23 protein-coding genes and 1 tRNA gene are annotated in these 25,859 nt (G+C 66.2%); 14 read left to right on the top strand and 10 right to left on the bottom strand.

The window, feature by feature from the left end; translation table 11 throughout:
- Positions 1 to 15 precede the first annotated feature (15 nt).
- The 4 genes from sigM (at position 16) to trxA (ending at position 3,101) form a co-directional block, all read left to right on the top strand.
- Positions 16 to 720, top strand: coding sequence for an RNA polymerase sigma factor SigM (sigM, locus tag ABZ348_RS10200; RefSeq protein ID WP_358931275.1), 705 nt, complete (start codon positions 16 to 18; stop codon positions 718 to 720).
- Entirely contained in the window at positions 717 to 1,619 is a 903-nt protein-coding gene (locus ABZ348_RS10195) for a hypothetical protein (protein WP_358931273.1), read from the top strand. Before sigM ends, ABZ348_RS10195 begins: the two co-directional genes overlap by 4 nt.
- Before the next feature lie 123 nt (positions 1,620 to 1,742).
- Positions 1,743 to 2,717: a thioredoxin-disulfide reductase gene (gene trxB / locus ABZ348_RS10190; RefSeq protein WP_358931271.1), complete on the top strand. Its 975-nt coding sequence runs from the start codon at positions 1,743 to 1,745 to the stop codon at positions 2,715 to 2,717.
- Between the two features lie 48 nt (positions 2,718 to 2,765).
- The gene (gene trxA, locus ABZ348_RS10185; protein ID WP_358931269.1) at positions 2,766 to 3,101 is read left to right on the top strand and encodes a thioredoxin; all 336 of its coding nucleotides are present in this window, start codon (positions 2,766 to 2,768) and stop codon (positions 3,099 to 3,101) included.
- Between the two features lie 116 nt (positions 3,102 to 3,217).
- Here the strand turns inward: trxA and ABZ348_RS10180 are convergent, their stop codons facing one another.
- The 9 genes from ABZ348_RS10180 to rpmH form a co-directional block, all read right to left on the bottom strand.
- Complete coding sequence (locus tag ABZ348_RS10180; RefSeq protein ID WP_358931267.1) at positions 3,218 to 3,835, bottom strand: GNAT family N-acetyltransferase; 618 nt, start codon at positions 3,833 to 3,835, stop codon at positions 3,218 to 3,220.
- A gap of 270 nt (positions 3,836 to 4,105) precedes the next feature.
- Entirely contained in the window at positions 4,106 to 5,206 is a 1,101-nt protein-coding gene (locus ABZ348_RS10175; RefSeq protein WP_358931265.1) for a ParB/RepB/Spo0J family partition protein, read from the bottom strand.
- Positions 5,203 to 6,279 (bottom strand): AAA family ATPase, encoded by a 1,077-nt coding sequence (locus ABZ348_RS10170; protein ID WP_358931625.1) that lies wholly within the window; start codon positions 6,277 to 6,279, stop codon positions 5,203 to 5,205. The genes ABZ348_RS10175 and ABZ348_RS10170 overlap by 4 nt, the downstream gene beginning before the upstream one ends.
- A gap of 525 nt (positions 6,280 to 6,804) precedes the next feature.
- Positions 6,805 to 7,521, bottom strand: coding sequence for a 16S rRNA (guanine(527)-N(7))-methyltransferase RsmG (gene rsmG, locus ABZ348_RS10165; protein WP_358931263.1), 717 nt, complete (start codon positions 7,519 to 7,521; stop codon positions 6,805 to 6,807).
- Positions 7,522 to 7,635: 114 nt separating this feature from the next.
- Positions 7,636 to 8,148 carry a R3H domain-containing nucleic acid-binding protein gene (locus ABZ348_RS10160; protein WP_358931261.1) on the bottom strand — a complete coding sequence of 171 codons (513 nt, stop codon included), beginning with the start codon at positions 8,146 to 8,148 and terminating at the stop codon, positions 7,636 to 7,638.
- Between the two features lie 14 nt (positions 8,149 to 8,162).
- The gene (gene yidC, locus ABZ348_RS10155) at positions 8,163 to 9,422 is read right to left on the bottom strand and encodes a membrane protein insertase YidC (protein ID WP_358931259.1); all 1,260 of its coding nucleotides are present in this window, start codon (positions 9,420 to 9,422) and stop codon (positions 8,163 to 8,165) included.
- A gap of 3 nt (positions 9,423 to 9,425) precedes the next feature.
- On the bottom strand, positions 9,426 to 9,785 hold the full coding sequence (yidD, locus tag ABZ348_RS10150; protein ID WP_358931258.1) for a membrane protein insertion efficiency factor YidD: 360 nt from the start codon (positions 9,783 to 9,785) through the stop codon (positions 9,426 to 9,428).
- Positions 9,782 to 10,153, bottom strand: a complete 372-nt coding sequence (gene rnpA, locus ABZ348_RS10145; RefSeq protein WP_358931256.1) for a ribonuclease P protein component — start codon at positions 10,151 to 10,153, stop codon at positions 9,782 to 9,784. The genes yidD and rnpA overlap by 4 nt, the downstream gene beginning before the upstream one ends.
- An 18-nt stretch (positions 10,154 to 10,171) precedes the next feature.
- Positions 10,172 to 10,309 carry a 50S ribosomal protein L34 gene (gene rpmH / locus ABZ348_RS10140; RefSeq protein ID WP_010985740.1) on the bottom strand — a complete coding sequence of 46 codons (138 nt, stop codon included), beginning with the start codon at positions 10,307 to 10,309 and terminating at the stop codon, positions 10,172 to 10,174.
- Between the two features lie 372 nt (positions 10,310 to 10,681).
- On the opposite strand from rpmH, the gene dnaA reads away from it, so the two are divergent.
- From dnaA to ABZ348_RS10090, 10 genes are all read left to right on the top strand, one after another.
- Complete coding sequence (dnaA, locus tag ABZ348_RS10135; RefSeq protein ID WP_358931254.1) at positions 10,682 to 12,496, top strand: chromosomal replication initiator protein DnaA; 1,815 nt, start codon at positions 10,682 to 10,684, stop codon at positions 12,494 to 12,496.
- Between the two features lie 1,091 nt (positions 12,497 to 13,587).
- A complete protein-coding gene (gene dnaN / locus ABZ348_RS10130) occupies positions 13,588 to 14,718 on the top strand; it encodes a DNA polymerase III subunit beta (protein ID WP_358931253.1) in 1,131 nt (376 codons plus the stop codon).
- A 146-nt stretch (positions 14,719 to 14,864) separates the two neighbouring features.
- The gene (gene gnd, locus ABZ348_RS10125; protein ID WP_358931251.1) at positions 14,865 to 15,743 is read left to right on the top strand and encodes a phosphogluconate dehydrogenase (NAD(+)-dependent, decarboxylating); all 879 of its coding nucleotides are present in this window, start codon (positions 14,865 to 14,867) and stop codon (positions 15,741 to 15,743) included.
- Positions 15,744 to 15,775: 32 nt separating this feature from the next.
- Positions 15,776 to 16,996 carry a DNA replication/repair protein RecF gene (recF, locus tag ABZ348_RS10120; RefSeq protein WP_358931249.1) on the top strand — a complete coding sequence of 407 codons (1,221 nt, stop codon included), beginning with the start codon at positions 15,776 to 15,778 and terminating at the stop codon, positions 16,994 to 16,996.
- The gene (locus ABZ348_RS10115) at positions 16,993 to 17,556 is read left to right on the top strand and encodes a DciA family protein (protein WP_358931247.1); all 564 of its coding nucleotides are present in this window, start codon (positions 16,993 to 16,995) and stop codon (positions 17,554 to 17,556) included. Before recF ends, ABZ348_RS10115 begins: the two co-directional genes overlap by 4 nt.
- A gap of 622 nt (positions 17,557 to 18,178) precedes the next feature.
- A complete protein-coding gene (gene gyrB, locus ABZ348_RS10110; protein WP_358931245.1) occupies positions 18,179 to 20,239 on the top strand; it encodes a DNA topoisomerase (ATP-hydrolyzing) subunit B in 2,061 nt (686 codons plus the stop codon).
- Between the two features lie 41 nt (positions 20,240 to 20,280).
- On the top strand, positions 20,281 to 22,890 hold the full coding sequence (gene gyrA, locus ABZ348_RS10105; protein WP_358931243.1) for a DNA gyrase subunit A: 2,610 nt from the start codon (positions 20,281 to 20,283) through the stop codon (positions 22,888 to 22,890).
- 3 nt (positions 22,891 to 22,893) lie between these two features.
- On the top strand, positions 22,894 to 23,532 hold the full coding sequence (locus ABZ348_RS10100) for a DUF3566 domain-containing protein (RefSeq protein WP_358931241.1): 639 nt from the start codon (positions 22,894 to 22,896) through the stop codon (positions 23,530 to 23,532).
- 84 nt (positions 23,533 to 23,616) lie between these two features.
- Positions 23,617 to 23,690, top strand: a tRNA-Ile gene (locus ABZ348_RS10095).
- Positions 23,691 to 23,859: 169 nt separating this feature from the next.
- Positions 23,860 to 23,994 carry a DLW-39 family protein gene (locus ABZ348_RS10090; protein ID WP_003958712.1) on the top strand — a complete coding sequence of 45 codons (135 nt, stop codon included), beginning with the start codon at positions 23,860 to 23,862 and terminating at the stop codon, positions 23,992 to 23,994.
- Positions 23,995 to 24,132: 138 nt separating this feature from the next.
- Here the strand turns inward: ABZ348_RS10090 and ABZ348_RS10085 are convergent, their stop codons facing one another.
- Complete coding sequence (locus ABZ348_RS10085) at positions 24,133 to 25,815, bottom strand: protein kinase (protein WP_358931239.1); 1,683 nt, start codon at positions 25,813 to 25,815, stop codon at positions 24,133 to 24,135.
- Positions 25,816 to 25,859: the final 44 nt, after the last annotated feature.

The following is a 25,859-nucleotide window of genomic DNA, read 5'->3' as shown; positions in this document are numbered from 1 at the left end:
GGAGGGGCTGCACCGTTGGACGACGCGATACCTCGCGACACCAGCGACCAAGACCTGTTGTCCAGCCATGTCGCGGGGGACCCACACGCCTTTGGTGAGCTGGTGCGCCGGCATCGCGACAGACTCTGGGCCGTCGCTCTGCGAACCCTGGGGGATCGTGAAGAGGCAGCCGACGCCGTGCAGGACGCCCTTGTCTCAGCCTTCCGGGCAGCGCACACCTTTCGTGGTCAGTCCGCCGTGACCACATGGCTTCATCGGATCACGGTCAACGCGTGTCTGGACCGGGCTCGCAAAGCAGCGACCCGCAAAACGTCTCCCGTCGATGACACCCAGCGCCTGGAGCAACTGCTGGAACCGCATGAATCGGCAGAGGCACCGGCGGAGCGACAAGACCTCAACCGAGAGCTACTGGCAGCCCTGGCCAAACTTCCTCCAGATCAGCGAGCAGCGCTGATCCTCGTCGATATGCAGGGCTATCCGGTGGCGGAGGCCGCACTCGTCCTCGATGTGCCCGTAGGAACGGTCAAAAGCAGATGTGCTCGAGGCCGAGCCAGACTGCTTCCCATGCTCACCCATCTGCGCGCTGACGCTGGGGATAGCCGTGGACCCAGTGGGGGAAGGAACCGGACGCCGGGGGATTCCGTCACATCGGCACCGGGACCACGGGACACAGGGCCACAGGGCTCAGCTGCTGCGAAGGGCGGAGGTGGACACACATGACATCCACGGCCGATATGACTCAGCACCCGGACGTCTCGGAGATCTCCGATCTCACCGAAGGGTTGCTTTCGCCTGCCCAGAGCGTCGATCTCCGGCAGCACCTCGACGACTGCGCGTTGTGTGCAGATGTCCATGCCTCCCTGGAGGAGATCCGAGGAATGCTCGGCACGCTTCCCGGAACGCCCCGTATGCCTGTGGACATCGCCGAGCGCATTGATGCAGCCCTAGCTGCCGAAGCCCTACTGGACGCCACGGCCCATGAGCCGACAGCGCATGTTTCACGTGAAACGGTGCCCGTCGCATCACCACAGGAATCTCGCCCCTCGGTGGAGCGCCCTTCAGGGCATGCGCGCGGCACCACAGGTCCTGGCCGTGCTCGGACGAAGCGTCGACGGCGCACAGCCACTCTGGGTGCCGTCTTCGCGATCGCTGCCCTCAGCATGAGCGTGCTGCTTCTCCAGATGGTGCGATCCACCGACGATGCCGCCTCGGAGAAACGCTCCACCAGCGCTGGCGTGGCCGATCGCGGTTCAGCCGATGACTTCGCCGGTCCCTCGCTGGAAAGCACCGTGCAGTCGCTCGTCGGGGGCAACGCCTCTGTCAGGCGTTCCGCTCCCGAGAACAGCAAGGGCTTCCGCACCCACGAGACCCCCTCCTCACCGCAGGCCCTGAAAAACACCGCGGCCCCGACTTGTATCCAGCAGGGAACGGGACGGCTGGACTCTCCGATTGCGGTGGAGCAGGGCACCTACCAGGGCGCTCAGGCCTATCTGGTCGTGTTCCCCCACTCCACTGATACGGGGCTCGTTCAGGCGTACGTCGTCGATGCGGTCTGTGTGAATAGCTCACCGTCGGCCGCTGGGAAGCTGCTCCTCGAAGAGACCTACTCTCGTCGCTGACGCATTGGTTCGCGCTGTATGCCGTCCCGGGAATGCAAGCCCCTTAGTATCCGTTGGGTGGGGTGAGGAGTCATTGACCCGGACCCCGGCAGCAGCGCAGCCTTCAGAGACGAGGAAGTACCCGTGAGCGACGTCCGTAACGTGATCATCATTGGCTCCGGGCCAGCCGGGTACACGGCGGCGCTCTACACCGCGCGGGCCTCGCTGAACCCGCTGGTGTTCGAAGGTGCCGTCACGGCTGGCGGCGCCCTGATGAACACGACCGATGTGGAGAACTTCCCCGGTTTCCGCGACGGCATCATGGGTCCGGACCTGATGGACAACATGCGCGCCCAGGCCGAGCGCTTCGGCGCCGAGCTCGTTCCGGACGATGTGGTCGCCGTTGAACTCACCGGTGACATCAAGACCGTCACTGACACGGCGGGTACTGTGCACCGGGCCAAGGCCGTGATCGTCACCACCGGCTCCCAGCACCGCAAGCTCGGTCTGCCTAATGAAGATGCCCTCTCCGGGCGAGGCGTCTCCTGGTGTGCCACGTGCGACGGGTTCTTCTTCAAGGACCAGAACATCGCGGTGATCGGTGGCGGCGACACTGCCATGGAGGAAGCGACCTTCCTCTCCCGCTTCGCCAAGTCGGTGACGATCGTCCACCGTCGTGACACGCTGCGGGCTTCGAAGGCCATGCAGGACCGGGCCTTCGCCGACCCGAAGATCTCCTTCGCCTGGGACAGCGAGGTTGCTGAAATCCATGGCGACCAGAAGCTCACAGGGCTGACCCTACGCAACACCAAGTCGGGCGAGACATCCGAGCTGCCGGCTACCGGTCTCTTCATTGCCGTTGGCCATGACCCGCGGACGGAACTCTTCAAGGGGCAGCTTGACCTCGACGACGAGGGCTATCTGAAGGTGGCTGCGCCGTCGACCCGAACCAACCTCACCGGCGTCTTCGCCGCGGGCGATGTGGTCGACCACACCTACCGCCAGGCCATCACGGCCGCCGGCACCGGCTGCTCCGCGGCTCTGGACGCCGAGCGTTTCCTCGCCGCTCTTGCCGATGGCGAGAAGGTCGCAGAGCCCGAGAAGACCCCCGCGGTCTGACTCCTCGCCCGTCCTTTCCCACCCCCAGAAGAAGCTAAGGAGGCCGCCGTGGCCGGCGCCCTGAAGACCGTTACGGACGACACCTTCGAAGAGGTTGTCCTCAAGAGCGACAAGCCTGTACTCGTGGACTTTTGGGCCGAGTGGTGCGGTCCGTGCCGTCAAATCGCGCCGTCGCTGGAGGCCATCGCCGCCGAGCATGGCGACAAGATTGAGATCGTCAAGCTCAACATCGATCAGAACCCCACCATCACGGCGAAGTACGGCGTCATGTCCATCCCGACGCTGAACGTCTACCAGAACGGCGAGGTAGCGCAGACGATCGTCGGCGCCAAGCCCAAGGCTGCCATCCTCCGTGAACTGGAGCCGTTCCTCGGCCACAAGTGACATGGGCCCGATGTTTCACGTGAAACATCGGATGTGAAGCTGCGAAGGGGCTCATCCCGGACGGGATGAGCCCCTTCGTCTTGCCCAGAGCAGTACTCCCAGAGCAGTGCTCACCGTCAGAGCGGTCTGAGCACCGGATCCTTCTGAACCGCACCCAGCAACCGGTCGAGCGCAAGTTCCATGTCTTCCTTCCAGGAGAGCGCAGTCCGCAGCTCCAGCCTCAACCGCGGATAGGAAGGGTGCGGACGTACGGTCTTGAAGCCGACCGCGAGGAGGTGTTCAGCCGGCAGAAGGCACGCGGGCTCCTTCCAGCGAGCGTTACCGAATGCCTCTATCCCCCGGAACCCCCTGCGCAGCAGATCCTTCGCCACCGTCTGCACCATGACCCGACCCAAGCCCTGGCCTTGGTAAACCGGGTCAATCCACGCGGTCATCAACTGCACGGCGTCCGCGGCGACCGGGCTCGTCGGAAAGGCCTGGGACCGCGGGACATAGGCCGGGGGTGCATAGAGAACAAAGCCAGCAGGAACGTCGTCCACATAGACCACTCTGCCGCAGGAGCCCCAGTCCAAAAGGACAGCCGAGATCCAGGACTCCTTCTCCAGCTCCGACCGCCCCGCCCGAAGCGCAGCCTCTCCTCGGACAGGATCGAGTTCCCAGAAGACACATGCCCGGCAACGCTGGGGGAGGTCCGACAGATTGTCCAAGGTGAGGGGTACAAGCCGACGCCCCATGAAGGCTGTTCCTCGCTTCCTGCCGGGCTCACAAGAGGCACGGCATCCGGACTTCGCCGGACCTACAGACGTGGCTTCCCTTAGCCGCTGCCATCTGTCGACTCCAGCCAGAACGCCGAAGCCGCGGTCGTACATCAAGGCTCGGTGACCCATCCATCGGCATCGTATCGAGCGCTTCCCCACCGAAGGAGGCAGAAAGCACACAGGCGGACCGTGTCCGGTCGTTCACCCGAACATGGCCCGCCCTCAGTCACCAACCGAGAGACCTACTCAACTCTCGTCGTCGTGAGTGTCCTTGTCATCAAGGCTCTTCTCCATAACCCTGCCCTCCCCCGGCGCCAGGGTGCCCAAGATGCGTTCCAGATCCTCCATCGAGGCGAACTCGACGACGATCTTGCCCTTTTTCTGACCGAGGTCGACCCTCACCCGAGTCTCGAAGCGGTCTGAAAGACGAGTGGCGAGATCACCGAGTGCAGGCGAAACACGCGTACCGGCCCTGGGGCTCTTGGGCTTGGTCGTCGCTGCCGAGCTGGAGTTGAGGAGAGTCACGATTTCTTCAACAGCCCGGACTGACAGGCCCTCGGCCACGATCCGATGCGCCAGGCGATCCTGCTCAGCGGAATCATCCACGGAGAGCAGCGCCCTGGCATGGCCGGCGGAGAGAACGCCAGCGGCGACCCTGCGCTGAACGGGCGCCGACAACCTCAGCAACCGAAGCGTGTTGGAGACTTGCGGCCGGGAGCGTCCGATGCGGTCTGCCAACTGGTCATGGGTGCAGTTGAAGTCCTTGAGCAACTGGTCATAGGCAGCTGCCTCTTCCAGCGGATTCAACTGGGCGCGGTGCAGGTTCTCCAGCAAGGCGTCCAGCAGAAGCTTCTCATCGTCCGTGTGGCGAACGATGGTGGGGATCCGCTCCAGCCCCGCCTCACGGCAGGCCCGCCAACGGCGCTCACCCATGATCAGTTCAAAGCGCTCCGGACCCAGCTGCCGGACGACAACCGGCTGAAGGAGTCCGACTTCTTTGATGGAGGTCACGAGCTCGGCAAGTGCGTCCTCGTCAAAGACTTCACGAGGCTGCCGCGGGTTGGGAGTAATGGCATCGATCGGCACTTCCGCGAAGTACGCACCCGATGGCTCAACCTGCTCGGACGAACGGTCCGAAGACTGCGCTGGCAGCGTCACCTCGGAGGAGGTTGCCGCAGCAGCCAACGCCGTCACCTTTGCGGCTGCCACCCCACGATCAGTTGTGGGCACCTGTGGCGCTCCCCCGGGGCCCATGGCGCCGCTGGGAGACACCTGCTGCTTCTCCTGGGGAGCGGCAGGGATCAAGGCACCGAGCCCACGCCCCAACCCTCTACGTCGCTCGCTCACTGAATCCCCTCCGAGACGTTCTGCTGGCTTTTCTGGCCGCCCACATGGGCGTGCTGCGGGTCGTAGTGAACCCCGACACCGCGTAGTGCAATCTCGCGTGCTGCTTCAAGGTAGGACAGAGATCCACTGGAACCGGGATCGTAAGTCAAAACCGTCTGTCCATAGCTCGGAGCCTCCGAGATGCGGACCGAACGCGGAATGCTCGTCCGCAGCACTTCCTCACCGAAGTGGGTACGGACCTCCTCTGCGACCTGCGAGGCAAGGCGGGTACGCCCGTCGTACATGGTGAGGAGAATCGTGGATACATGGAGAGTGGGGTTGAGATGACCACGCACCAGATCCACATTCCTGAGCAGCTGTCCCAGCCCTTCCAGCGCGTAGTACTCGCACTGGATGGGGATCAGGACCTCTGCACCCGCCACCATCGCATTGACGGTCAACAGACCCAGCGATGGAGGGCAGTCAATCAGGATGTAGTCCAGAGGCTGCTCATACGCCTGAATCGCTCGCTGTAGCCGACTCTCCCGCGCCACCAAGGACACCAACTCGATCTCCGCACCGGCGAGATCGATGGTGGCAGGTGCACAGAAAAGACCTTCCACATCGGGGACCGGCTGAACAACCTCGGAGAGGGGTCTGCTGTCCACCAGGACGTCATAGATCGACGGTACTTCGGCGTGATGATCGATCCCCAAGGCCGTTGAGGCATTGCCCTGAGGGTCCAGGTCGACCACGAGAACCCGCGCACCGTGCAGGGCGAGCGAGGCTGCGAGGTTGACGGTGGTGGTGGTCTTCCCAACGCCACCTTTCTGGTTGGCGACAACCATGACGCGGGTCTGCTCAGGTCGGGGCAGGCCCGCGCCGGCACGCCCCAGCGCCTCCACGGCCAACTGGGCAGCTCGGCCAATGGGGGTGTCGTCCATCGGGGGTGGTGTTTCACGTGAAACATCGTCTCCCCCCGATTCGGTACGGGGACCGGGGACCGGATCGGTCATCGGTCCCGCGATGTTGGCGTCGGACCGCAAGGATTCACTCTCCTCGACTTCAGGCTCGCGATGAACAGAGCCTGCCATGCTTTCGGGGTCAGGAACCAGCGAGGCCCGTGCTTCTGTGGATGAATCCACCTCTGTGGACAACGCCCTGACCCCAACGAGGGGCTTACGGCTACGAATCGGGGCGGCAGCCCGCCCGCGGCTGATGATTCCCTGCAGCAGTGAGCGACGTTTCACGTGAAACACGATGCATCGGGTATCGCGAGACCTCAGGGCGACACTCCGAAATGTGTACGTATGGCAGCTTGTATGGAGCATCTGGCCCAGGAATCCGGGGATGGCTCAACCGAACCAGGACACTCTCACTGCCATGTAGAGCGGCACTCACTCGATCCCAGAAGAGGAAGAGGGGCAGGGTGTCGAGCCATGGAAGACCTAGCCCATCGCCCCCGACCGAGTCCAGCTGAACAACTCCGCTCGCTGGCTTCACCGCGGAGTCAGGGGATATCGCTCCAGGAGACATCCATCACAGCGGGGCACGGCCGTGCAACGACTGGAACGAAGCGACCGGCTGTGTTCGGCCGCTTCACGGCCGGGGAGACCCCGTCATCGTCTCCGGCGCGACCGGCTGACCCGTGCAGCCTTGGCCCGCTTCGCCGCGAAGCGCACCCCACCCGGACTCTCGCCCACTTCAACGCGCACCACGGTGGCCAGCGGCTCGACGAGCCCCTCCCCGACGTGCAACACCGAACTGCTCACCACACCCAGCTTGCTCAGTGCCGCCCGAGCCCCTTGAAGCTCCTCCTCGGCCGTGTCGCCCTTGAGTGCGAGCATCTCTCCATAGGGACGGAGAAGCGGCACACCCCAGCCGGCGAGCCGGTCCAGTGGTGCCACCGCACGCGCCGTCACCACATGAACGGGCGTAAGCGTCCCGAGTACCTCCTCGGCCCGTCCACGCACCACCGTCACATGATCCAGCCCGAGCAGCTCGACCACTTCCTGAAGGAAATTGGTGCGCCGCAACAGAGGCTCTAGCAGCGTGATCTTCAGATCCGGTCGGACCAGGGCCAGCGGAATACCGGGCAGTCCCGCTCCCGAGCCCACATCACAGACCGTGACGCCTTCGGGAACCACCTCGGAGAGCACAGCGCAGTTCAGAAGATGGCGCTCCCAGAGTCGTGGCACCTCACGAGGGCCGATCAGGCCACGCTTGACTCCAGCATCAGCGAGCAGTTCCGCATACCGCACGGCTTCCGGATAGAACTCTCCGAAAACCCTCCGGGCCGCTTCGGGCGCCAGGGGAAGCTCTGCTGCCTCCGTCACGGGGACCGTCCTTCCGTACCGCTGGGTCGCAACATGGACCGTGGTGGCTGACTATCAGGCTGACAAAGATCGGCCCCGCCTGCGAAACAGACGGGGCCGACAGAACAACAGAGGTCAAGCAGGGAGCACGACGACGAAGCGCTGCGGCTCCTCGCCCTCGGACTCGCTGCGCAGCCCCGCGGCGGCAACCGCGTCGTGGACGACCTTGCGCTCGAAGGGTGTCATGGGCTTGAGCTTGACGGGCTCTCCCGAGCCCTTGACCTCAGCGGCGGCCTTGGCGCCCAGCTCGGCGAGCTCCGTACGCTTGTTGGCCCGGAATCCCGCGATGTCCAACATGAGCCGGCTGCGGTCACCGGTCTCCCGGTGCACGGCCAGGCGAGTCAGTTCCTGAAGTGCCTCCAGGACCTCCCCGTCTCGGCCGACCAGCTTCTGAAGATCCTTACCGCCCGAATCGCTGATGATCGAAACCGCAGCCCGGTCGGCCTCGACGTCCATGTCGATGTCACCGTCCAGATCGGCGATGTCGAGCAGACCTTCGAGGTAGTCGGCGGCGATCTCCCCTTCCTGCTCAAGGCGGGTCAGGGTGTCGCCTTCCTCGGCGGCGGCGGGGATGGTGCCTTCCGTCACGGATGGACTCCTTCTTACTTCTTGGACGACGGGTGCTTGGGCCGCTGCTGGCCCTTGCGCTGTCCCGCCTTGGGCTGCTGGCGTGCGGCAGGCTTGCCGGCTGTCTTCGGCTTGGAATCCTGCGGCGTGTCCTTGCGGAGCGAAGGCTTCGCGTCGGGCTCAGCGGCGTCGCTGGTCTTGCCACCGGTCTGGGTGGTCGCGGTCTGCCGCTTGGACTTGGTCTGCCGCTTGGGCTGCTGGCGCTTGTGAGCCGTCCCACCGCTCTCGACATCAGCGACTGCGGTGTCACTCTTCGCCACATTGCCGTCGGTCTGGGCAGCGAAGCCCGCCTTGGCGAGACCCGAGATGAACCGGCGCTCGTTGTCGTTGCGATCCGGACCCTTGGCCACGATGGCCGCCACCACATTGCGCTTGCGCCGGGACCGGACGTCTCCACGGGCGGTGGCGCTCTTCAGCAGACGGTTCAGGTACTGGTCCTGGGCCTTGCTGCCGGGGGTGGGGTTCTGGTTGATCACGTACATCTGCTGGCCCATGGTCCACACGTTGGTGGTCAGCCAGTAGACGAGGACACCGACCGGGAAGTTGATGCCCATCACGGCGAAGATGACCGGGAAGATGTACATCAGCATCTTCTGCTGCTGCATGTACGGCGTCTTGACCGTCAGGTCGACGTTCTTCGCCATCAGCTGACGCTGGGTGTAGAACTGCGACGCGGACATCAGGATGATCATGATCGCGGTGACGATCCGCACATCCAGCAGGGTGGCGTTGAGGGCCTCGACCTTGCCGGGGCTGTCCGTGAACTTGGACGCCAGCGGAGCACCGAAGATGTGCGCCTCACGGGCGCTGTTGAGCAGCGACTCGTTGATGACGCCGACGGTCTTGCCCGATGCGATGTTCGAGAGCACGTAGTACAGGGCGAAGAAGAACGGCGACTGCGCGAGGATCGGAAGGCACGAGGAGAGCGGGTTGGTGCCCGTCTCCTTGTACAGCTTCATCATCTCTTCGGACTGACGCTGCTTGTCGCTCTTGTAGCGCTCCTGGATCGCCTTCATCTTCGGCTGGAGCGCCTGCATGTTCCGCATCGACTTGATCTGCTTCACGAAGAGCGGGATCAGACAGATGCGGATCAGGACCACCAGCGACACGATGGACAGTCCCCAGGCCCAGCCCGTGTCAGGACCGAAGGCAGCCCCGTAGAGCTTGTGGAACTGGACGATGATCCACGAAACAGGTGTGGTGATAAAACTGAAGAGACTGGCAATCGTGTCCACTAATCAGGCTCCTTGAGCTTTGGGCGAGGTCTCTGCGGCCGGTTCCAGGGGCTCGGGTGTCGACCCCCGGGAAGGCACTTCGGCGGCGGAGTGCCCGCCCTTGTTGCCACGTACGGCATCGCGCAGCATTTCGTGCCACCGCGGACGCTTACGGGGCGGCACGTGGTCCACACCGCCCGGCGACCACGGATTGCACCGCAGGATCCGCCAGGCGGTGAGAGCCGTGCCCTTCACCGCACCGTGTCGGTCGATGGCCGTGTATCCGTAGTGGGAACACGACGGGTAGTACCGGCAGACGGGCCCCAGGAGGGGACTGATCGTCCACTGGTACAGCTTGATCAGAGCCAGCAGCGGGTACTTCATCGCGCGCCCCCTCCCAGCAGCCGCTGAAAGGCGGCATCCAGGTCTCGGGCCAGCTGTTCATAAGCGGCGTCACCCGCACCGGGCAGCGCCCGTACGACCACCAGGCTACCGGGGGGCAGCTGAGCGAGCCGTTCGCGTATGAGGTGCCGCAGTCTGCGCTTGACCTTGTTGCGCACGACCGCTCCGCCTACAGCCTTGCTTACGACGAAACCCGCACACGTCGGGGGAGCGCTCTCCCCAGGCGCGTGCGGGTCCGTTGAACCGCTGCGTAGATGGACGACGAGTAGCGGGCGGCCTGCCCGACGACCTCGTCGTACCGCGGTCGCGAAGTCCTCGCGCCGCCTCAGCCGATTCTCGGTAGGCAGCACGTCATGACCTGTACGCGATTAGGCGGACAGGCTTGCGCGACCCTTGCCACGGCGAGACGCGAGAATCGCGCGGCCGGCACGGGTGCGCATACGAAGACGGAAACCGTGGGTCTTCGCACGACGACGGTTGTTCGGCTGGAAGGTGCGCTTGCTCACTCGGGGGCTCCAGAAATGATTCGTAGATGGCGGGACATCGCCTGGCTGTCACCGTGCGCCCACGAGTAGCTCTCGTTTCGCCCGAGTGCACCGCTTGACCGTCACAGAGTGTGAGGTTTGCCCATCGGAGGCAGGCGGCAGCAGCCATCGACAACTCGACCTGTTTACGGTACGCGCGGCTACGCCATCCGGTCAAACCAGGGTCACACCCGCAGCCACTATGCACAGGCTGTGGACAACAACTTGAACCGCGCGGGTCGCCCTGACTACCTTGGCTGAACTCCGAACCCTTTTCCTTTCTGTCCTTGCCTGTCCTTCCCATCCCCGTCCCGAGAACCACACCTTCGTGGGACCTGTGAGAGAGCGTGCCTTGTGGCTGACGTACCTGCCGATCTTGCCGCAGTGTGGCCACGCGTGCTGGAACAACTCCTCGCCGATGGCCAGCCAGGCATCGAGCCCAAGGACAAGCAGTGGGTCGAACGCTGCCAGCCGCTGGCGCTGGTCTCCGACACCGCGCTCTTGGCCGCCCCCAATGAGTGGAGCAAGCGCGTTCTGGAAGGCAGGCTCGCTTCGCTGATCAGCGAGACGCTGAGCCGTGAGTGCGGGCGTCCCATTCGCATCGCCATCACGGTCGACGATTCGGCGGGGGAACCGCCGGCGGCACGGCCTGCCACGCAGCAGTCCCCAGGTCCGCGCTATCAGGGACCGCAGCGCGACGACTACCAGGGGCAGAGGGACGAGTACGCGGGACCGCAGCGCGACGACGCCCCGGGCGACCGCTACCAACAGAACGACCGCTACCGCGGATACGGCCACCGCCCCGGCGAGGACGGGCTGCCGGAGATCCGCCCCGCCTACCCGGAGTACCAGCAGCAGCGCCCCGAGCCGGGGGCCTGGCCGCGCTCCCAGGAGGACCTGTCCTGGCAGCAACCGCGACTCGGCGGCTTCCAGGACCGCGACCCCTACGCGTCGCCCCGATCGCACCAGTCGTCGCACGACTACCGCTCGCCGCAACCGTCGGAGCGGCAGTCCTATGAGTCCGGTCGACCGGAGCGTCACGAGCGGAACGAGTCCCCCTCGTCCCACCGCGGCCCGACGGGGGCGCCCGGTCCGCTGGGAGCGCAGCCGTCGCCGGCTCCGGGGCCCGGCGAGCCGCACGCCCGGCTGAATCCGAAGTACCTCTTCGACACCTTCGTCATCGGTGCGTCCAACCGGTTCGCCCACGCCGCCGCCGTCGCGGTCGCCGAGGCTCCTGCGAAGGCGTACAACCCCCTCTTCATCTACGGCGAGTCGGGACTGGGCAAGACCCATCTGCTCCATGCCATCGGGCACTACGCGCGGAGTCTGTACCCGGGCACCCGCGTGCGGTACGTCAGCTCGGAGGAGTTCACCAACGAGTTCATCAACTCAATCCGGGACGGCAAGGGCGACACCTTCCGCAAGCGCTACCGCGATGTCGACATCCTGTTGGTCGACGACATCCAGTTCCTGGCGAGCAAGGAGTCGACGCAGGAGGAGTTCTTCCACACCTTCAACACGCTCCACAACGCCAACAAGCAGATCGTGCTCTCCTCGGACCGGCCGCCCAAGCAGTTGATGACCCTGGAGGACCGGCTCCGGAACCGCTTCGAGTGGGGCCTCACCACGGATGTGCAGCCCCCCGAGCTGGAAACACGGATCGCCATCCTCCGCAAGAAGGCGGTCCAGGAACAGCTGAACGCGCCGCCGGAGGTACTGGAGTTCATCGCGTCCCGCATCTCGCGCAATATCCGCGAGTTGGAGGGTGCGCTGATCCGAGTGACGGCCTTCGCCTCGCTCAACAGGCAGCCGGTCGATCTGGGGCTGACCGAGATCGTGCTGAAGGACCTGATCCCCGGTGGCGAGGACTCGTCCCCCGAGATCACGGCAGGCGCGATCATGGCGGCGACGGCCGACTACTTCGGATTGACCGTGGAGGACCTGTGCGGGTCCTCCAGGAGCCGGGTCCTGGTGACCGCTCGACAGATCGCCATGTATCTGTGCCGCGAGCTGACCGACCTCTCGCTGCCGAAGATCGGCGCGCAGTTCGGCGGCCGGGACCATACGACCGTGATGCACGCGGACCGAAAGATCCGGGCATTGATGGCGGAGCGACGGTCCATCTACAACCAGGTCACGGAACTGACCAACCGCATCAAGAACGGATAGGGCCTGCTCGTAGCTGAGACCCAGCCCTGGCTGCCCCGCTTGAGACAGGCCGGACATCGGGTCCGGCTCTGCATGGGCCGTTGGCTGTGCCCCCACGCGTGAGGCGGGCCGTCTCTGCCCTCCCCGCGTTCCCTTCTGAAACAGCCGCGCAAGCGAGGCAGAAGCGCCCCAGAGGATCCTCTGGGGCGCTTCTGCGTGCCCAGACCGGTGGAAGCACGCCCTGCCGACCGGCGGCTCGGAATCTTGCCCCTGCGCGGTTCTCCGGGCCGGGGTGCTGGTGGCATTCCGGCCCTCGTGGAGCGCTCCGGGGCGCCTTCACCGCGGTGATGTACGGGCCGAGGGGGCTCCGAAGTGTTCGAATACCGCCTCTCCGCAGGGAGTTGTCCACAGATCGGGGGAGAATTCATCGTCCACAGCCTGGGGACTACCAAGTTGTCCAGATTGCATCCACAGGCTGGAGCCTCGCGAGACGATCATCCCAGGTCACCCTGTTGTGGAATTGTGGTCAACCGTTATCCACAGGCTGTGGAAGAAAAAGTCATCCACAGGCTGTGATCAAACTTGTCCACCGGCACCCCACAGGCAACGGCCGGTTGCCCACAGCTTCTCCACACCGCTGTCCACTGTTCGGCAACAGAACGCCCGCTCTCACCGTGTCGAGTGAAAGCCGTCACACCAAGGAGGCGGATTGGGCTGTGGGGAACCTGGGTAAAGCTGGGGACGACCCTGGGGAGAAGTGACCCCAACCTGTGCATCGGGTGTGCAGAACTTTTCGGCGTCCACAGGAACACAGGGTTTTCCACTGGTTCCACCCACAGGCTCGGTGGACAAAAAACTGGTGTTGACCTGCGATAACGACGTTATCCACCGTTTCCACAGGCCCTACTACTACTGCCACCCATAGTTAGCGGGGAATTGGTTTCGAAGTCTGCCCTGTGCACAACTCGGCTCGGCAGCCCGCGACACCCGTGGTCACGACTTGACCCCGAGCCGCACCGACTGTCGGTGGCGTGCGTCAGACTGGTCCTCGGCAACACAGCCGACGACAGAGGCCAGCAACGGCGAGCCAGCAACAGCAGGAGGCGGTTCCGGTGAAGATCCGGGTTGAGCGCGATGTACTCGCGGAGGCGGTGGCCTGGGTGGCCAGAAGCCTCCCGGCCCGTCCGCCGGCGCCCGTGCTCGCTGGCCTTCTGCTGAAGGCCGAGGACGGAGCGCTCAGCTTTTCCAGCTTCGACTACGAGGTCTCCGCAAAGGTCTCGGTCGAGGCCGAGGTCGAGGAGGATGGCACCGTCCTCGTCTCCGGCCGGCTGCTCGCCGACATCTGCCGCGCCCTCCCCAACCGCCCGGTGGAGATTTCCACAGACGGTGTACGGGCGACGGTGGTCTGCGGCTCCTCCCGCTTCACCCTCCACACCCTGCCGGTGGAGGAGTACCCGGCCCTGCCGCAGATGCCGACCGCGACCGGCACCGTCCCCGGTGAGGTCTTCGCCTCCGCCGCGGCCCAGGTGGCCATCGCAGCCGGCCGTGACGACACACTGCCCGTCCTCACCGGCGTACGGATCGAGATCGAGGGCGACACCGTCACCCTCGCCTCGACCGACCGCTACCGCTTCGCGGTCCGCGAGTTCCTGTGGAAGCCGGAGAACGCGGACACCTCCGCGGTCGCGCTCGTCCCCGCCAAGACGCTCCTCGACACCGCAAAGGCCCTGACCAGCGGTGACACCGTCACGCTCGCGCTCGCCGGCTCCGGCAAGGGCGAGGGCCTCATCGGCTTCGAAGGCGCAGGTCGGCTGACCACGACCCGGTTGCTCGAAGGCGATCTGCCGAAGTACCGGACGCTGTTCCCCACCGAGTTCAACTCGGTCGCAGTGATCGAGACCGCGCCCTTCGTCGAAGCCGTCAAGCGCGTGGCCCTCGTCGCCGAGCGGAACACCCCGGTCCGACTCAGCTTCGAGCAGGGCGTGCTCATCCTGGAAGCCGGATCGAGCGACGATGCACAGGCTGTGGAGCGCGTCGACGCCCAGTTGGAGGGTGACGACATCTCGATCGCCTTCAACCCCAACTTCCTCTTGGACGGTCTGAGCGCGATCGACTCCCCGGTCGCCCAGCTGTCGTTCACGACCTCCACCAAGCCCGCCCTGCTGAGCGGCAAGCCCGCCGTGGATGCCGAAGCGGACGAGGCGTACAAGTACCTGATCATGCCTGTACGGCTCTCCGGCTGACTTTCACGCCCTTGCAGCCAGGCACCCCCGGTGTCCTCCCACGGGCCTGCTCACACCCCGAGCAGGCCCGTCAGGCTGCCTACGTCACTCCGGCGTAGGCTCGGAACCGGTTACGCATCGGCATTCGACGCTTAAGGACAGTCAAGATGGAGCTCGGCCTCATCGGCCTCGGCAAAATGGGTGGCAACATGCGCGAGCGCATCCGCCGCGCAGGCCACACCGTCATCGGCTACGACCGCAACCCCGACCTCGCCGATGTCCACAGCCTCCAGGAGCTTGTGGACAAGCTGAAGGGCCCCCGGGTGGTGTGGGTGATGGTCCCGGCCGGAGCCGCGACCCAGTCCACCATCGATGAGCTCGCCGAGCTGCTCTCCCCCGGCGACATCGTTGTGGACGGCGGGAACTCCCGCTGGACCGACGACGAGAAGCACGCCGTCGAACTGGGCATCAAGGGCATCGGCTTCGTCGACTGCGGAGTCTCCGGCGGCGTGTGGGGCCTGGAGAACGGCTATGCGCTGATGTACGGCGGGGACACCGACCACGTCGCCCGCGTACAGCCCGTCTTCGACGCCCTCAAGCCCGAGGGCGACTTCGGCGCCGTCCACGCCGGCAAGGTCGGCGCAGGTCACTTCGCCAAGATGGTCCACAACGGCATCGAGTACGCCATGATGCAGGCGTACGCCGAGGGCTGGGAGCTGCTGGAGAAGGTCGACTCCGTCACCGACGTGCGCGAGGTCTTCCGCTCCTGGCAGGAAGGCACGGTCATCCGTTCCTGGCTGCTCGACCTCGCGGTGAACGCGCTGGACGAGGACGAGCACCTCGACAAGCTCCGCGGATTTGCCCAGGACAGCGGTGAAGGCCGCTGGACGGTGGAAGCCGCCATCGACAACGCCGTACCGTTGCCCGCCATCACCGCATCTCTCTTTGCCCGGTTCGCCTCCCGCCAGGACGACTCCCCGCAGATGAAGATGATCGCCGCACTGCGCAACCAGTTCGGCGGCCACGCGGTGGAGAGCAAGAAGTAAAGCCCTGAGCCGGGGGAGGTCGGCCTACATCCATGCACGTCACGCATCTGTCACTGGCCGACTTCCGCTCGTACGCCCGGGTCGAGGTCCCGCTCGATCCGGGCGTCACCGCGTTCGTGGGCGCCAACGGCCAGGGGAAGACCAACCTCGTCGAGGCCATCGGCTATCTGGCCACGCTGTCGAGCCACCGGGTCTCATCCGACGCCCCACTGGTGCGCGCCGGCGCCGAACGCGCCGTGATCCGGGGCGCCGTCACCCAGGGCGAACGCTCGCAACTCGTGGAGCTCGAACTCAACCCGGGCCGCGCCAACCGGGCCCGGATCAATCGGTCATCGCAGGTCAGGCCCCGAGATGTGCTGGGGATCGTCCGTACGGTCCTGTTCGCCCCCGAGGACCTGGCCCTGGTGAAGGGCGACCCCGGCGATCGACGCCGCTTCCTCGACGAACTGGTCACGGCTCGCTCTCCGCGCATGGCGGGGGTGCGGTCCGACTACGAGCGCGTGCTCAAACAGCGCAACTCCCTGCTCAAATCGGCGGCGATCGCCCGTCGCTACGGGGTGACCAAGCCGGGCCGGACATCGAGCCGCGCCGTCGCGGACCCATCGGTCGAGCCGGATGATTCGGGCACGCGCGGCGGCTCCGGTGGTGCGGACCTCTCCACCCTGGACGTGTGGGACCAGCACCTGGCCCACACCGGCGCTGAACTGCTCGCCCAGCGGTTCGAACTGATCCGGGTGCTCCAGCCGCTCACCGAGAAGTCGTACGACGCCCTCGCCCCCGGTGGTGGTCCGATCACCCTGGAGTACCGTTCCTCCGCCGGGCTGACCATGACGAACCAGGACGAGTCCCCCGACCGGTCCGAGATTTACGAACAGTTGCTCACTGCACTCGGTGAGACCCGCAAGCAGGAGATAGAGCGGGGGGTCACCCTCGTCGGACCGCACCGCGACGACCTGGTGCTCGGGCTCGGTCAGTTGCCCGCTAAGGGCTACGCCAGCCACGGCGAATGCTGGTCCTACGCCCTGGCCCTACGGCTGGCCTCCTACGATCTGCTGCGCACCGAAGGAAACGAACCTGTGCTCGTCCTGGACGACGTATTCGCCGAGCTCGACGCCCGGAGGCGGGAACGGCTCGCCGAACTCGTGGCTCCTGCCGAGCAGGTCCTCGTGACCGCGGCCGTCGTCGACGACGTCCCCGGGGTGCTGTCGGGGACGAGGTACGAGGTCGCCGGTGGAGAGGTGGAGCGGGCATGAACGCGGACTCCCCCCTTCCGCTGGCGTCCGGGGCGCCCTCGCTCCCAGCGGCCGATGTCTCCGGTGTCGACCTGGCGCGCGTCGCCCTGCGGGCCGCCAAGGAGCAAGCCCGGGCCCGTGGCGCAGCCGCCCAGGAGAAGAAGCAGGCCAGAAGGGGTGGAGGGCTTCGTTCCGGGGCTCATGCGGATGGTCGTGACCCGCTGCCCTTGGGCGCCGCGATCAATCGTCTGATCACCGAGCGCGGCTGGGAGACGCCGGCCGCGGTGGGTGGAGTGATGGGGCGCTGGCCGCAGATCGTGGGCGAGCACCTGGCCAACCACTGCGTGCCGCTGCGCTACGACGAGGCCCCCGATGCACGGGTGCTCACGGTGCAGTGCGACTCCACGGCCTGGGCGACCCAGCTGAGGCTGCTCGCGCCGCGGCTGGTGGCGAGGCTCAACGAGGACCTCGGGCAGGGCACCGTGAGAATGATCAAGGTGCTGGGTCCGGGAGGACCTTGGAAGGGGTACGGGCCGCTCCGCGCGCCCGGGAGCACGGGACCGGGCGACACCTACGGCTAGGGCCCGGCCGGCAACCCGTCGAGGGCTCGCCGGTGCCACGCCCACCGGGGTGCGCGCTGCACCTTCCCCAGCCTGTGAATTTTTCGTGCAGAAGCGCTGTGAGCGACCTCGCACGCTTTCACCGCACCCAGCCCGGATTCCTTGATCGACTCGGCTCCGCGCAGGCCCTTGTTCCGGCTCTCCGGGCGGTGCTCGGGCCCTGAGCAACCGTCGGATGCCCGGATCCCGTAACTGGTCGCACCCGCGTGGGGCCGGGGTGTGCGGGATGGGGACGCGCCCGGCCTCCGTGCGCCCGCGCACCGTCTTCCCGGGCCCCTCCGCCGCCGCTTCCCGGCCCTGCTCGCAGGGCTGTTCCGGTGCCCGGAAAGGGGCCTTCCATGATCCGTCCCTCACCGTAGCCGTTCGCTGACAGTCCAAAGCGCTCAATGCCGGTGTCAGCCCCCTGGAGCCCCTTCCCGTATATGGGGAGTCGGACCGGGCGGGTTCAGGGCGGCACATGCGGACTCAAGCGCCGGCAAACCCCCATGAGTGTCGGCGGTACCGGTAGACTGATGGACAATCCCGCCACCTTGCGGAACATGTCGAACGACGCAGCCGTCCCCGCCTGTCCGGAGAACGGCTTGTGCTGTGCCAGAAAGGGCGCTTCGTGGCCGATTCCGGCAACCCCAACGAGATCACCCCGTCCACTCTCAATGGCGGCGTCGAGGTCACCGCCTCGTACGACGCCAGTGCGATCACCGTCCTGGAGGGGCTGGACGCGGTTCGCAAGCGCCCCGGCATGTACATCGGCTCGACCGGTGAGCGTGGGCTTCATCACCTGGTGTACGAGGTCGTCGACAACTCGGTCGACGAGGCCCTGGCCGGGCACGCGGACACGATCGACGTCACGATCCTCGCCGACGGCGGCGTTCGCGTCATCGACAACGGCCGAGGCATTCCGGTGGGCATCGTCCCCTCGGAGAACAAGCCCGCGGTCGAGGTAGTCCTCACCGTCCTGCACGCCGGTGGAAAGTTCGGCGGCGGCGGCTACGCGGTCTCCGGCGGTCTGCACGGCGTGGGTGTCTCCGTCGTCAACGCCCTCTCCTCCAAGGTCGCGGTCGAGGTCAAGCGCGACGGCTTCCGGTGGACGCAGGACTACAAGCTCGGCGTTCCGACCGCACCCCTCGCACAGAACGAGGCCACGGACGCGAGCGGCACCTCGGTGACGTTCTGGGCCGACGGCGACATCTTCGAGACGACCGAGTACTCCTTCGAGACGCTCTCCCGTCGTTTCCAGGAGATGGCCTTCCTCAACAAGGGCCTGACCCTGACGCTGACCGACGAGCGGGATTCCGCCAAGGCCACCGTCGGTGCCGACACGGCCGAGGAGGCGGAGCAGGAGCAGGTCCGCACAGTCACGTACTTCTACGAGGGCGGCATCGTCGACTTCGTGAAGTACCTCAACTCCCGCAAGGGCGAGTTGATCCACCCGACCGTGATCGACATCGAGGCCGAAGACCGTGAGCGGATGCTCTCGGTCGAGATCGCGATGCAGTGGAACTCCCAGTACACCGAGGGCGTTTACTCCTTTGCGAACACCATCCACACGCATGAGGGGGGCACGCATGAGGAAGGCTTCCGCGCCGCGCTCACGGGCCTGGTCAACCGCTATGCGCGGGACAAGAAGCTGCTGCGCGAGAAGGACGACAACCTCTCCGGCGAGGATATCCGCGAGGGTCTGACGGCGATCATCTCGGTCAAGCTGGGCGAGCCCCAGTTCGAGGGCCAGACCAAGACCAAGCTGGGCAACACCGAGGCGAAGACGTTCGTGCAGAAGGTGGTGCACGAGCACCTCACCGACTGGTTCGACCGCAACCCGAACGAGGCCGCGGACATCATCCGCAAGGCGATCCAGGCGCAGACCGCCCGGGTGGCCGCCCGCAAGGCGCGCGATCTGACCCGGCGCAAGGGCCTGCTGGAGTCGGCCTCACTGCCCGGCAAGCTCAGCGACTGCCAGTCGAACGACCCGACCAAGTGCGAGATCTTCATCGTCGAGGGTGACTCCGCCGGTGGTTCGGCGAAGTCCGGGCGCAACCCGATGTACCAGGCGATCCTGCCCATCCGCGGCAAGATCCTGAACGTCGAGAAGGCCCGGATCGACAAGATCCTCCAGAACACCGAGGTGCAGGCGCTGATCTCGGCCTTCGGCACGGGCGTGCACGAGGACTTCGACATCGAGAAGCTCCGCTATCACAAGATCATTCTGATGGCGGACGCCGATGTCGACGGTCAGCACATCAACACACTGCTGCTGACGTTCCTCTTCCGCTTCATGCGGCCCCTGGTCGAAGCCGGGCACGTGTTCCTCTCGCGTCCGCCGCTGTACAAGATCAAGTGGGGTCGGGACGACTTCGAGTACGCGTACTCGGACCGCGAGCGCGACGCCCTGGTCGAACTGGGCAAGCAGCAGGGCAAGCGGATCCGGGAGGACTCGATCCAGCGCTTCAAGGGTCTGGGCGAGATGAACGCAGAGGAACTGCGCATCACCACCATGGACGTGGAGCACCGCGTCCTGGGCCAGGTCACCCTGGACGACGCGGCCCAGGCCGACGACCTGTTCTCCGTGCTGATGGGTGAGGACGTCGAGGCACGTCGCTCCTTCATCCAGCGCAACGCCAAGGACGTCCGCTTCCTCGACATCTGAGTCGGTCTCAGCTGACCGTACGAAAGGACCGAAGACCAGCAATGGCCGACGAGACACCCACCCCTGCCACCACCGAAGAAGTGCCGGCGATGCGGATCGAGCCCGTCGGGCTCGAAACGGAGATGCAGCGCTCCTACCTCGACTACGCGATGTCCGTCATCGTCTCCCGCGCGCTGCCGGACGTACGGGACGGGCTGAAGCCGGTCCACCGCCGTGTGCTGTACGCGATGTACGACGGCGGATACCGGCCCGAGAAGGGCTTCTACAAGTGCGCCCGCGTCGTCGGCGACGTCATGGGCACCTACCACCCGCACGGCGACTCCTCGATCTACGACGCCCTGGTCCGCCTTGCGCAGCCGTGGTCGATGCGTCTGCCGCTGGTGGACTCCAACGGAAACTTCGGCTCTCCGGGCAACGACCCGGCCGCCGCCATGCGGTACACCGAGTGCAAGCTCAAGCCGCTGTCGATGGAGATGCTCCGGGACATCGACGAGGAGACCGTCGACTTCCAGGACAACTACGACGGCCGCAACCAGGAGCCGACCGTCCTGCCGGCCCGCATCCCCAACCTCCTGGTCAACGGGTCGGCGGGCATCGCGGTCGGCATGGCGACCAACATCCCCCCGCACAACCTGCGCGAGGTGGCCGCGGGAGCGCAGTGGGCGCTGGAGCACCCGGACGCCACGCACGAGGAGCTGCTGGACGCCCTCATCGAGCGGATCAAGGGCCCGGACTTCCCGACCGGGGCCCTGGTCGTGGGGCGCAAGGGCATCGAGGAGGCGTACCGCACCGGTCGCGGCTCCATCACGATGCGCGCGGTCGTCGAGGTCGAAGAGATCCAGAACCGTCAGTGCCTGGTCGTCACGGAGCTTCCGTACCAGGTCAACCCGGACAACCTCGCGCAGAAGATCGCCGACCTGGTGAAGGACGCCAAGATCGGCGGCATCGCCGACGTGCGGGACGAGACCTCGTCCCGCACCGGTCAGCGCCTGGTGATCGTGCTCAAGCGCGACGCCGTCGCCAAGGTCGTCCTGAACAACCTGTACAAGCACACGGACCTCCAGACGAACTTCGGCGCGAACATGCTGGCGCTGGTCGACGGCGTGCCCCGGACGCTGTCGATCGACGCCTTCATCCGCCACTGGGTGCACCACCAGATCGAGGTCATCGTCCGGCGCACCCGCTTCCGGTTGCGCAAGGCGGAGGAGCGGGCGCACATCCTGCGCGGTCTGCTCAAGGCGCTCGACGCCATCGACGAGGTCATCGCGCTGATCCGGCGCAGCGACACCGTCGACATCGCCCGCGCGGGCCTGATGGAACTGCTGACCATCGACGAGGTCCAGGCGAACGCCATCCTGGAGATGCAGCTCCGCCGGCTGGCCGCCCTCGAACGTCAGAAGATCGTCGCCGAGCACGACGAGCTGCAAGCGAAGATCAACGAGTACAACGCCATCCTCGCCTCTCCCGCTCAGCAGCGGCAGATCGTCAGCGAGGAGCTCGCGGTCATCGTCGAGAAGTTCGGCGACGACCGGCGTTCGATGCTGGTGCCCTTCGACGGCGACATGTCCATCGAGGACCTGATCGCCGAGGAAGACATCGTCGTCACGATCAGTCGCGGCGGCTATGTGAAGCGCACGAAGACCGACGACTACCGGTCGCAGAAGCGGGGCGGCAAGGGCGTTCGGGGCACGAAGCTCAAGGAAGACGACATCGTCGACCACTTCTTCGTCTCCACGACCCACCACTGGCTGCTCTTCTTCACCAACAAGGGCAGGGTCTACCGAGCCAAGGCGTACGAGCTGCCCGACGCCGGTCGCGATGCGCGCGGCCAGCACGTGGCGAACCTGCTCGCCTTCCAGCCGGACGAGCAGATCGCGGAGATCCTGGCGATCCGCGACTACGACGCCGTGCCGTACCTGGTGCTCGCCACCAAGGGCGGTCTGGTCAAGAAGACCCCGCTCAAGGACTACGACTCGCCTCGGTCCGGCGGTGTCATCGCGATCAACCTCCGGGAGACGGAGGCGGGAACCGATGACGAGCTGATCGGCGCCGAACTGGTGTCGGCCGAGGATGATCTGCTACTTATCAGCAAGAAGGCGCAATCGATCCGATTCACTGCGACGGACGATGCGCTGCGCCCGATGGGGCGTGCCACATCGGGTGTCAAGGGGATGAGTTTCCGCGAAGGAGACGAGCTTCTGTCGATGAATGTGGTGCGGCCCGGTACGTTCGTGTTCACTGCTACCGATGGCGGTTACGCGAAGCGGACCGCTGTCGACGAGTACCGCGTCCAGGGTCGTGGCGGCCTCGGCATCAAGGCTGCCAAGATCGTGGAGGACCGCGGATCGCTCGTGGGCGCTCTGGTGGTCGAGGAGACGGACGAGATTCTGGCCATCACCCTCGGCGGCGGTGTGATTCGTACGCGAGTCAATGAAGTCAGGGAGACCGGCCGTGACACCATGGGCGTCCAACTGATCAACCTGGGCAAGCGCGATGCCGTGGTCGGCATCGCTCGTAACGCCGAGGCCGGTCGGGAGGCTGAAGAGGTCGAAGGGGCCGAAGAGGCCGCGGCGACCGACGAGACCTTCGCCGCTTCGGCCGAAGCGGTGGCCGAGGGCACCGAGCCTTCGGCCGGGGAGCACGAGGAGTAGAGCGTGAGTGGAGCCACGGGCGCCGGTTCGGCCGCTGCCGGAGCTTCTGGAGCGAACGGTGCCCGTGGCTCAGCCACGGACTCCCAGGGGGTTACGGTGACAGACACCCGGGGGAAGCAGCCCCCGTACGAGACGTTGGGCGGCGGCCAGCCGGCGCCCCAGCAGGCCGGGCAGCCCTATCGCCCGCCCCAGGCGTACCCGTCGCCCCAGGGCGACGAGGGGACGCAGGCCGGCGTGCGGCTGCCCCGTACGGGTGCGCGGACCACACCGCGCACCCGCAAGGCGCGGCTGCGGGTGGCCAAGGCCGATCCGTGGTCCGTGATGAAGGTCAGCTTCCTGCTCTCGATCGCGCTCGGCATCTGTACGGTCATCGCCGCCGCGGTGCTGTGGATGGTGATGGACGCCATGGGCGTCTTCTCCACCGTCGGCGGCACGATCAGCGAAGCCACGGGCTCGACCGACAGCAACGGGTTCGACTTGCAGTCCTTCCTTTCGCTGCCGCGGGTGCTCATCTTCACCTCGATCATCGCGGTGATCGATGTCGTCCTCGCCACCGCGTTGGCGACCCTCGGAGCGTTCATCTACAACCTCTCCGCGGGCTTCGTCGGCGGGGTGGAATTGACGCTCGCAGAGGACGAGTAGTCCCAGGTCCGGGGCCTTTGGCCCCGGGATTTGGGAGCTGCGCCCGACGTGCGCTAATCTTCAGAGGTCAGCGCGCAGCGCGGCGGGGCTATAGCTCAGTTGGTTAGAGCGCATCCCTGATAAGGATGAGGCCACAGGTTCAAATCCTGTTAGCCCCACAGTGTTGAATCAGCCCGTACGGAGTGACTTCGTACGGGCTGAACGCATTATTGACTGCGGTAGTTGAGCTGAGGGCGAGCGTCCACGTAGGTCACCGATCGGTATCGGTCGGTGTGTATAGTCGGGCGGCAGAAGTCCTCATACGTCAAGGAAAGACGAGGTCGCGCGGTGAAGAAGCTTCTCCTGGTCGCACTGGCCGCCATCGGCGGGCTCCTCGTGTACCGCCAGATCCAGGCGGATCGCGCCGAGCAGGATCTGTGGACGGAGGCGACCGACTCCGTGCCCGCAGGTTCGGGTGTGTGAGACGCAGCAGTCTTGGTTGAAGCCCCGGTCGCACGAAGCGACCGGGGCTTTCTGCTGCCCGCCTCCCGTGTATTCGCTTGAGCGAATAATTGAATTGCTCAAGCAAAAATCTGGTGAGGGGGTTCGTTTCCGAGCCGTTCAGAGCTGGAGCAGCGCCCAGACGCCCACGGCGTAGCAGACCAGGGCCAGGAAGAGCACCGGAGCGGCCACCTTCAGGGGCGGTCCGGGGCGTTTGGCCGCGCGGCGGGCTTCGGCCCGGGTGAGGGGAACCCGAGGGCTCTGAGCGGTGTATGTACGAGTGAGGGGCGGCTGGTAGTGCACCGGTGAGGTCGGCGCGGTCTGCGTGGTGTGGGACTGCGACAGCTGCTCGGGAGCGTGGGCGTAGAAGGGGGTGACGTGGTGATCCGTCAGCAGGTCCGACACGGGCGTCGGGGTGGGTTCGGCAGCGGTCAGGTGTGGGGACGCCTGCTGCTGGATCGGTTGTGGCGGGGGAGTGGGCGGCTGGGTGGGCGGCGGAGGCAGCGCCGGCCCGTTCGTGGGCACCGGGGGAAGCTGTGGCGGTGCGAGGGGGTGTGGCGCCGGATGCGTGCCCGGGGTGGGGTCGGAGCCCCGGGAGATCTCCGGCTGCTGGGCCGACTGCTGCTGGGCCGGCCGTGGTGGTGCACCGGGCGGGTGTGGGGGCAGGGGCAGCAGTTCGGCCCCACCCGGGGTGGGCGGTCCTGCGGGCGGCGGGGTCGTGCCGGTCTGGTTGACGGCCTCACTCGGGGTGGGGGGTCCCGAGGCGGGTCCGGAAGCCGGGATGCCGGAGGGCGATGCCCCGGTGGCATGGGGAGCCCCGGGCTCGGTTCCGCTCGTGGGAGGAGGGCCTTGGTCGGTCGCCGGGAGTGCGGTCCCTCCCGAGCCGGTGGTGCGACGGACCGGGCCGCCCAGAGCCTTTGGCTTCTCCGGCCCGTCAGGGCCGAATCCCATCGGCAGGGGACCCAGTTGGTCGAAGATCTCGACCGGTTCGTCGTCGGGGCCGAGATCCGGAAGCATCTCCCCGGCCGTCGCGAGAGCCTTGCGTGCTCCCGTGGCGCTACGGAAGCGGTCCTCGGGATCCGGCTGGAGAAGCCCGGCCAGCACCTGCCAGAGCGGCTCGGGAATGCTCTGGGGCGCACCCGGGGTCCCATGGGCGACGAAGTGGTCGACGAGCGCCTTGGAGTCGGGTTTCTGGCCTTCGAGGAGATATATGGCGACCAGGCCGACCGCGAACAAGTCCGCGGTGAAATCCGGCTCCGCGCCGGTCATCTGTTCGGGAGCGAAGTACCCGGGCGTACCGACCACGTAGTTGGTCTCGGTGAGCCTCGGTTCGCCCTTGCGCATCGAGATGCCGAAGTCGGACAGCCGCAGATGCGGGCGTCCGGTGCCGGTGGCCTCCATCAGGACGTTGGCGGGCTTGATGTCGCGGTGCACGACCCCCTCGGCGTGCACCGCGGCCAGGCCGGACAGCAGTTGGTCGAGTAGACCGCAGACGTAGTGGGGAGGCAGCGGGCCGTAGTCGCCGATCACGTGCGCCAGCGACCCACCGCTCACCAGATCCATGGTGAACAGCACCTTGTCGTCGTCCGCGGCCCAACTGGCCGGAGCCAGGACATGGGGGTGATCGATGCGGACGGCTTGTTCTCGGACGAAGCGCAACAGGGTGTGCGCATCGCTCTGCTGGAGCACCTTGGCCGCCACATAGCGGCGGCGCCGATGGTCCCAAGCGCGCCATACGGCGCCGACGCCACCGCGTCCGATCGGGTCGACCAGCTCATACCGGCCGGCGAAGACCTCACCCATGGCGCTGCGCCCGCTCCCCGTCCTCGTGAGGCCTTAGGTGGTGC

It is taken from the genome of Streptomyces sp. NPDC005963, assembly GCF_040638655.1.
Lineage (GTDB): Bacteria > Actinomycetota > Actinomycetes > Streptomycetales > Streptomycetaceae > Streptomyces.
This window is presented reverse-complemented; position numbering and strand designations above follow the sequence as displayed.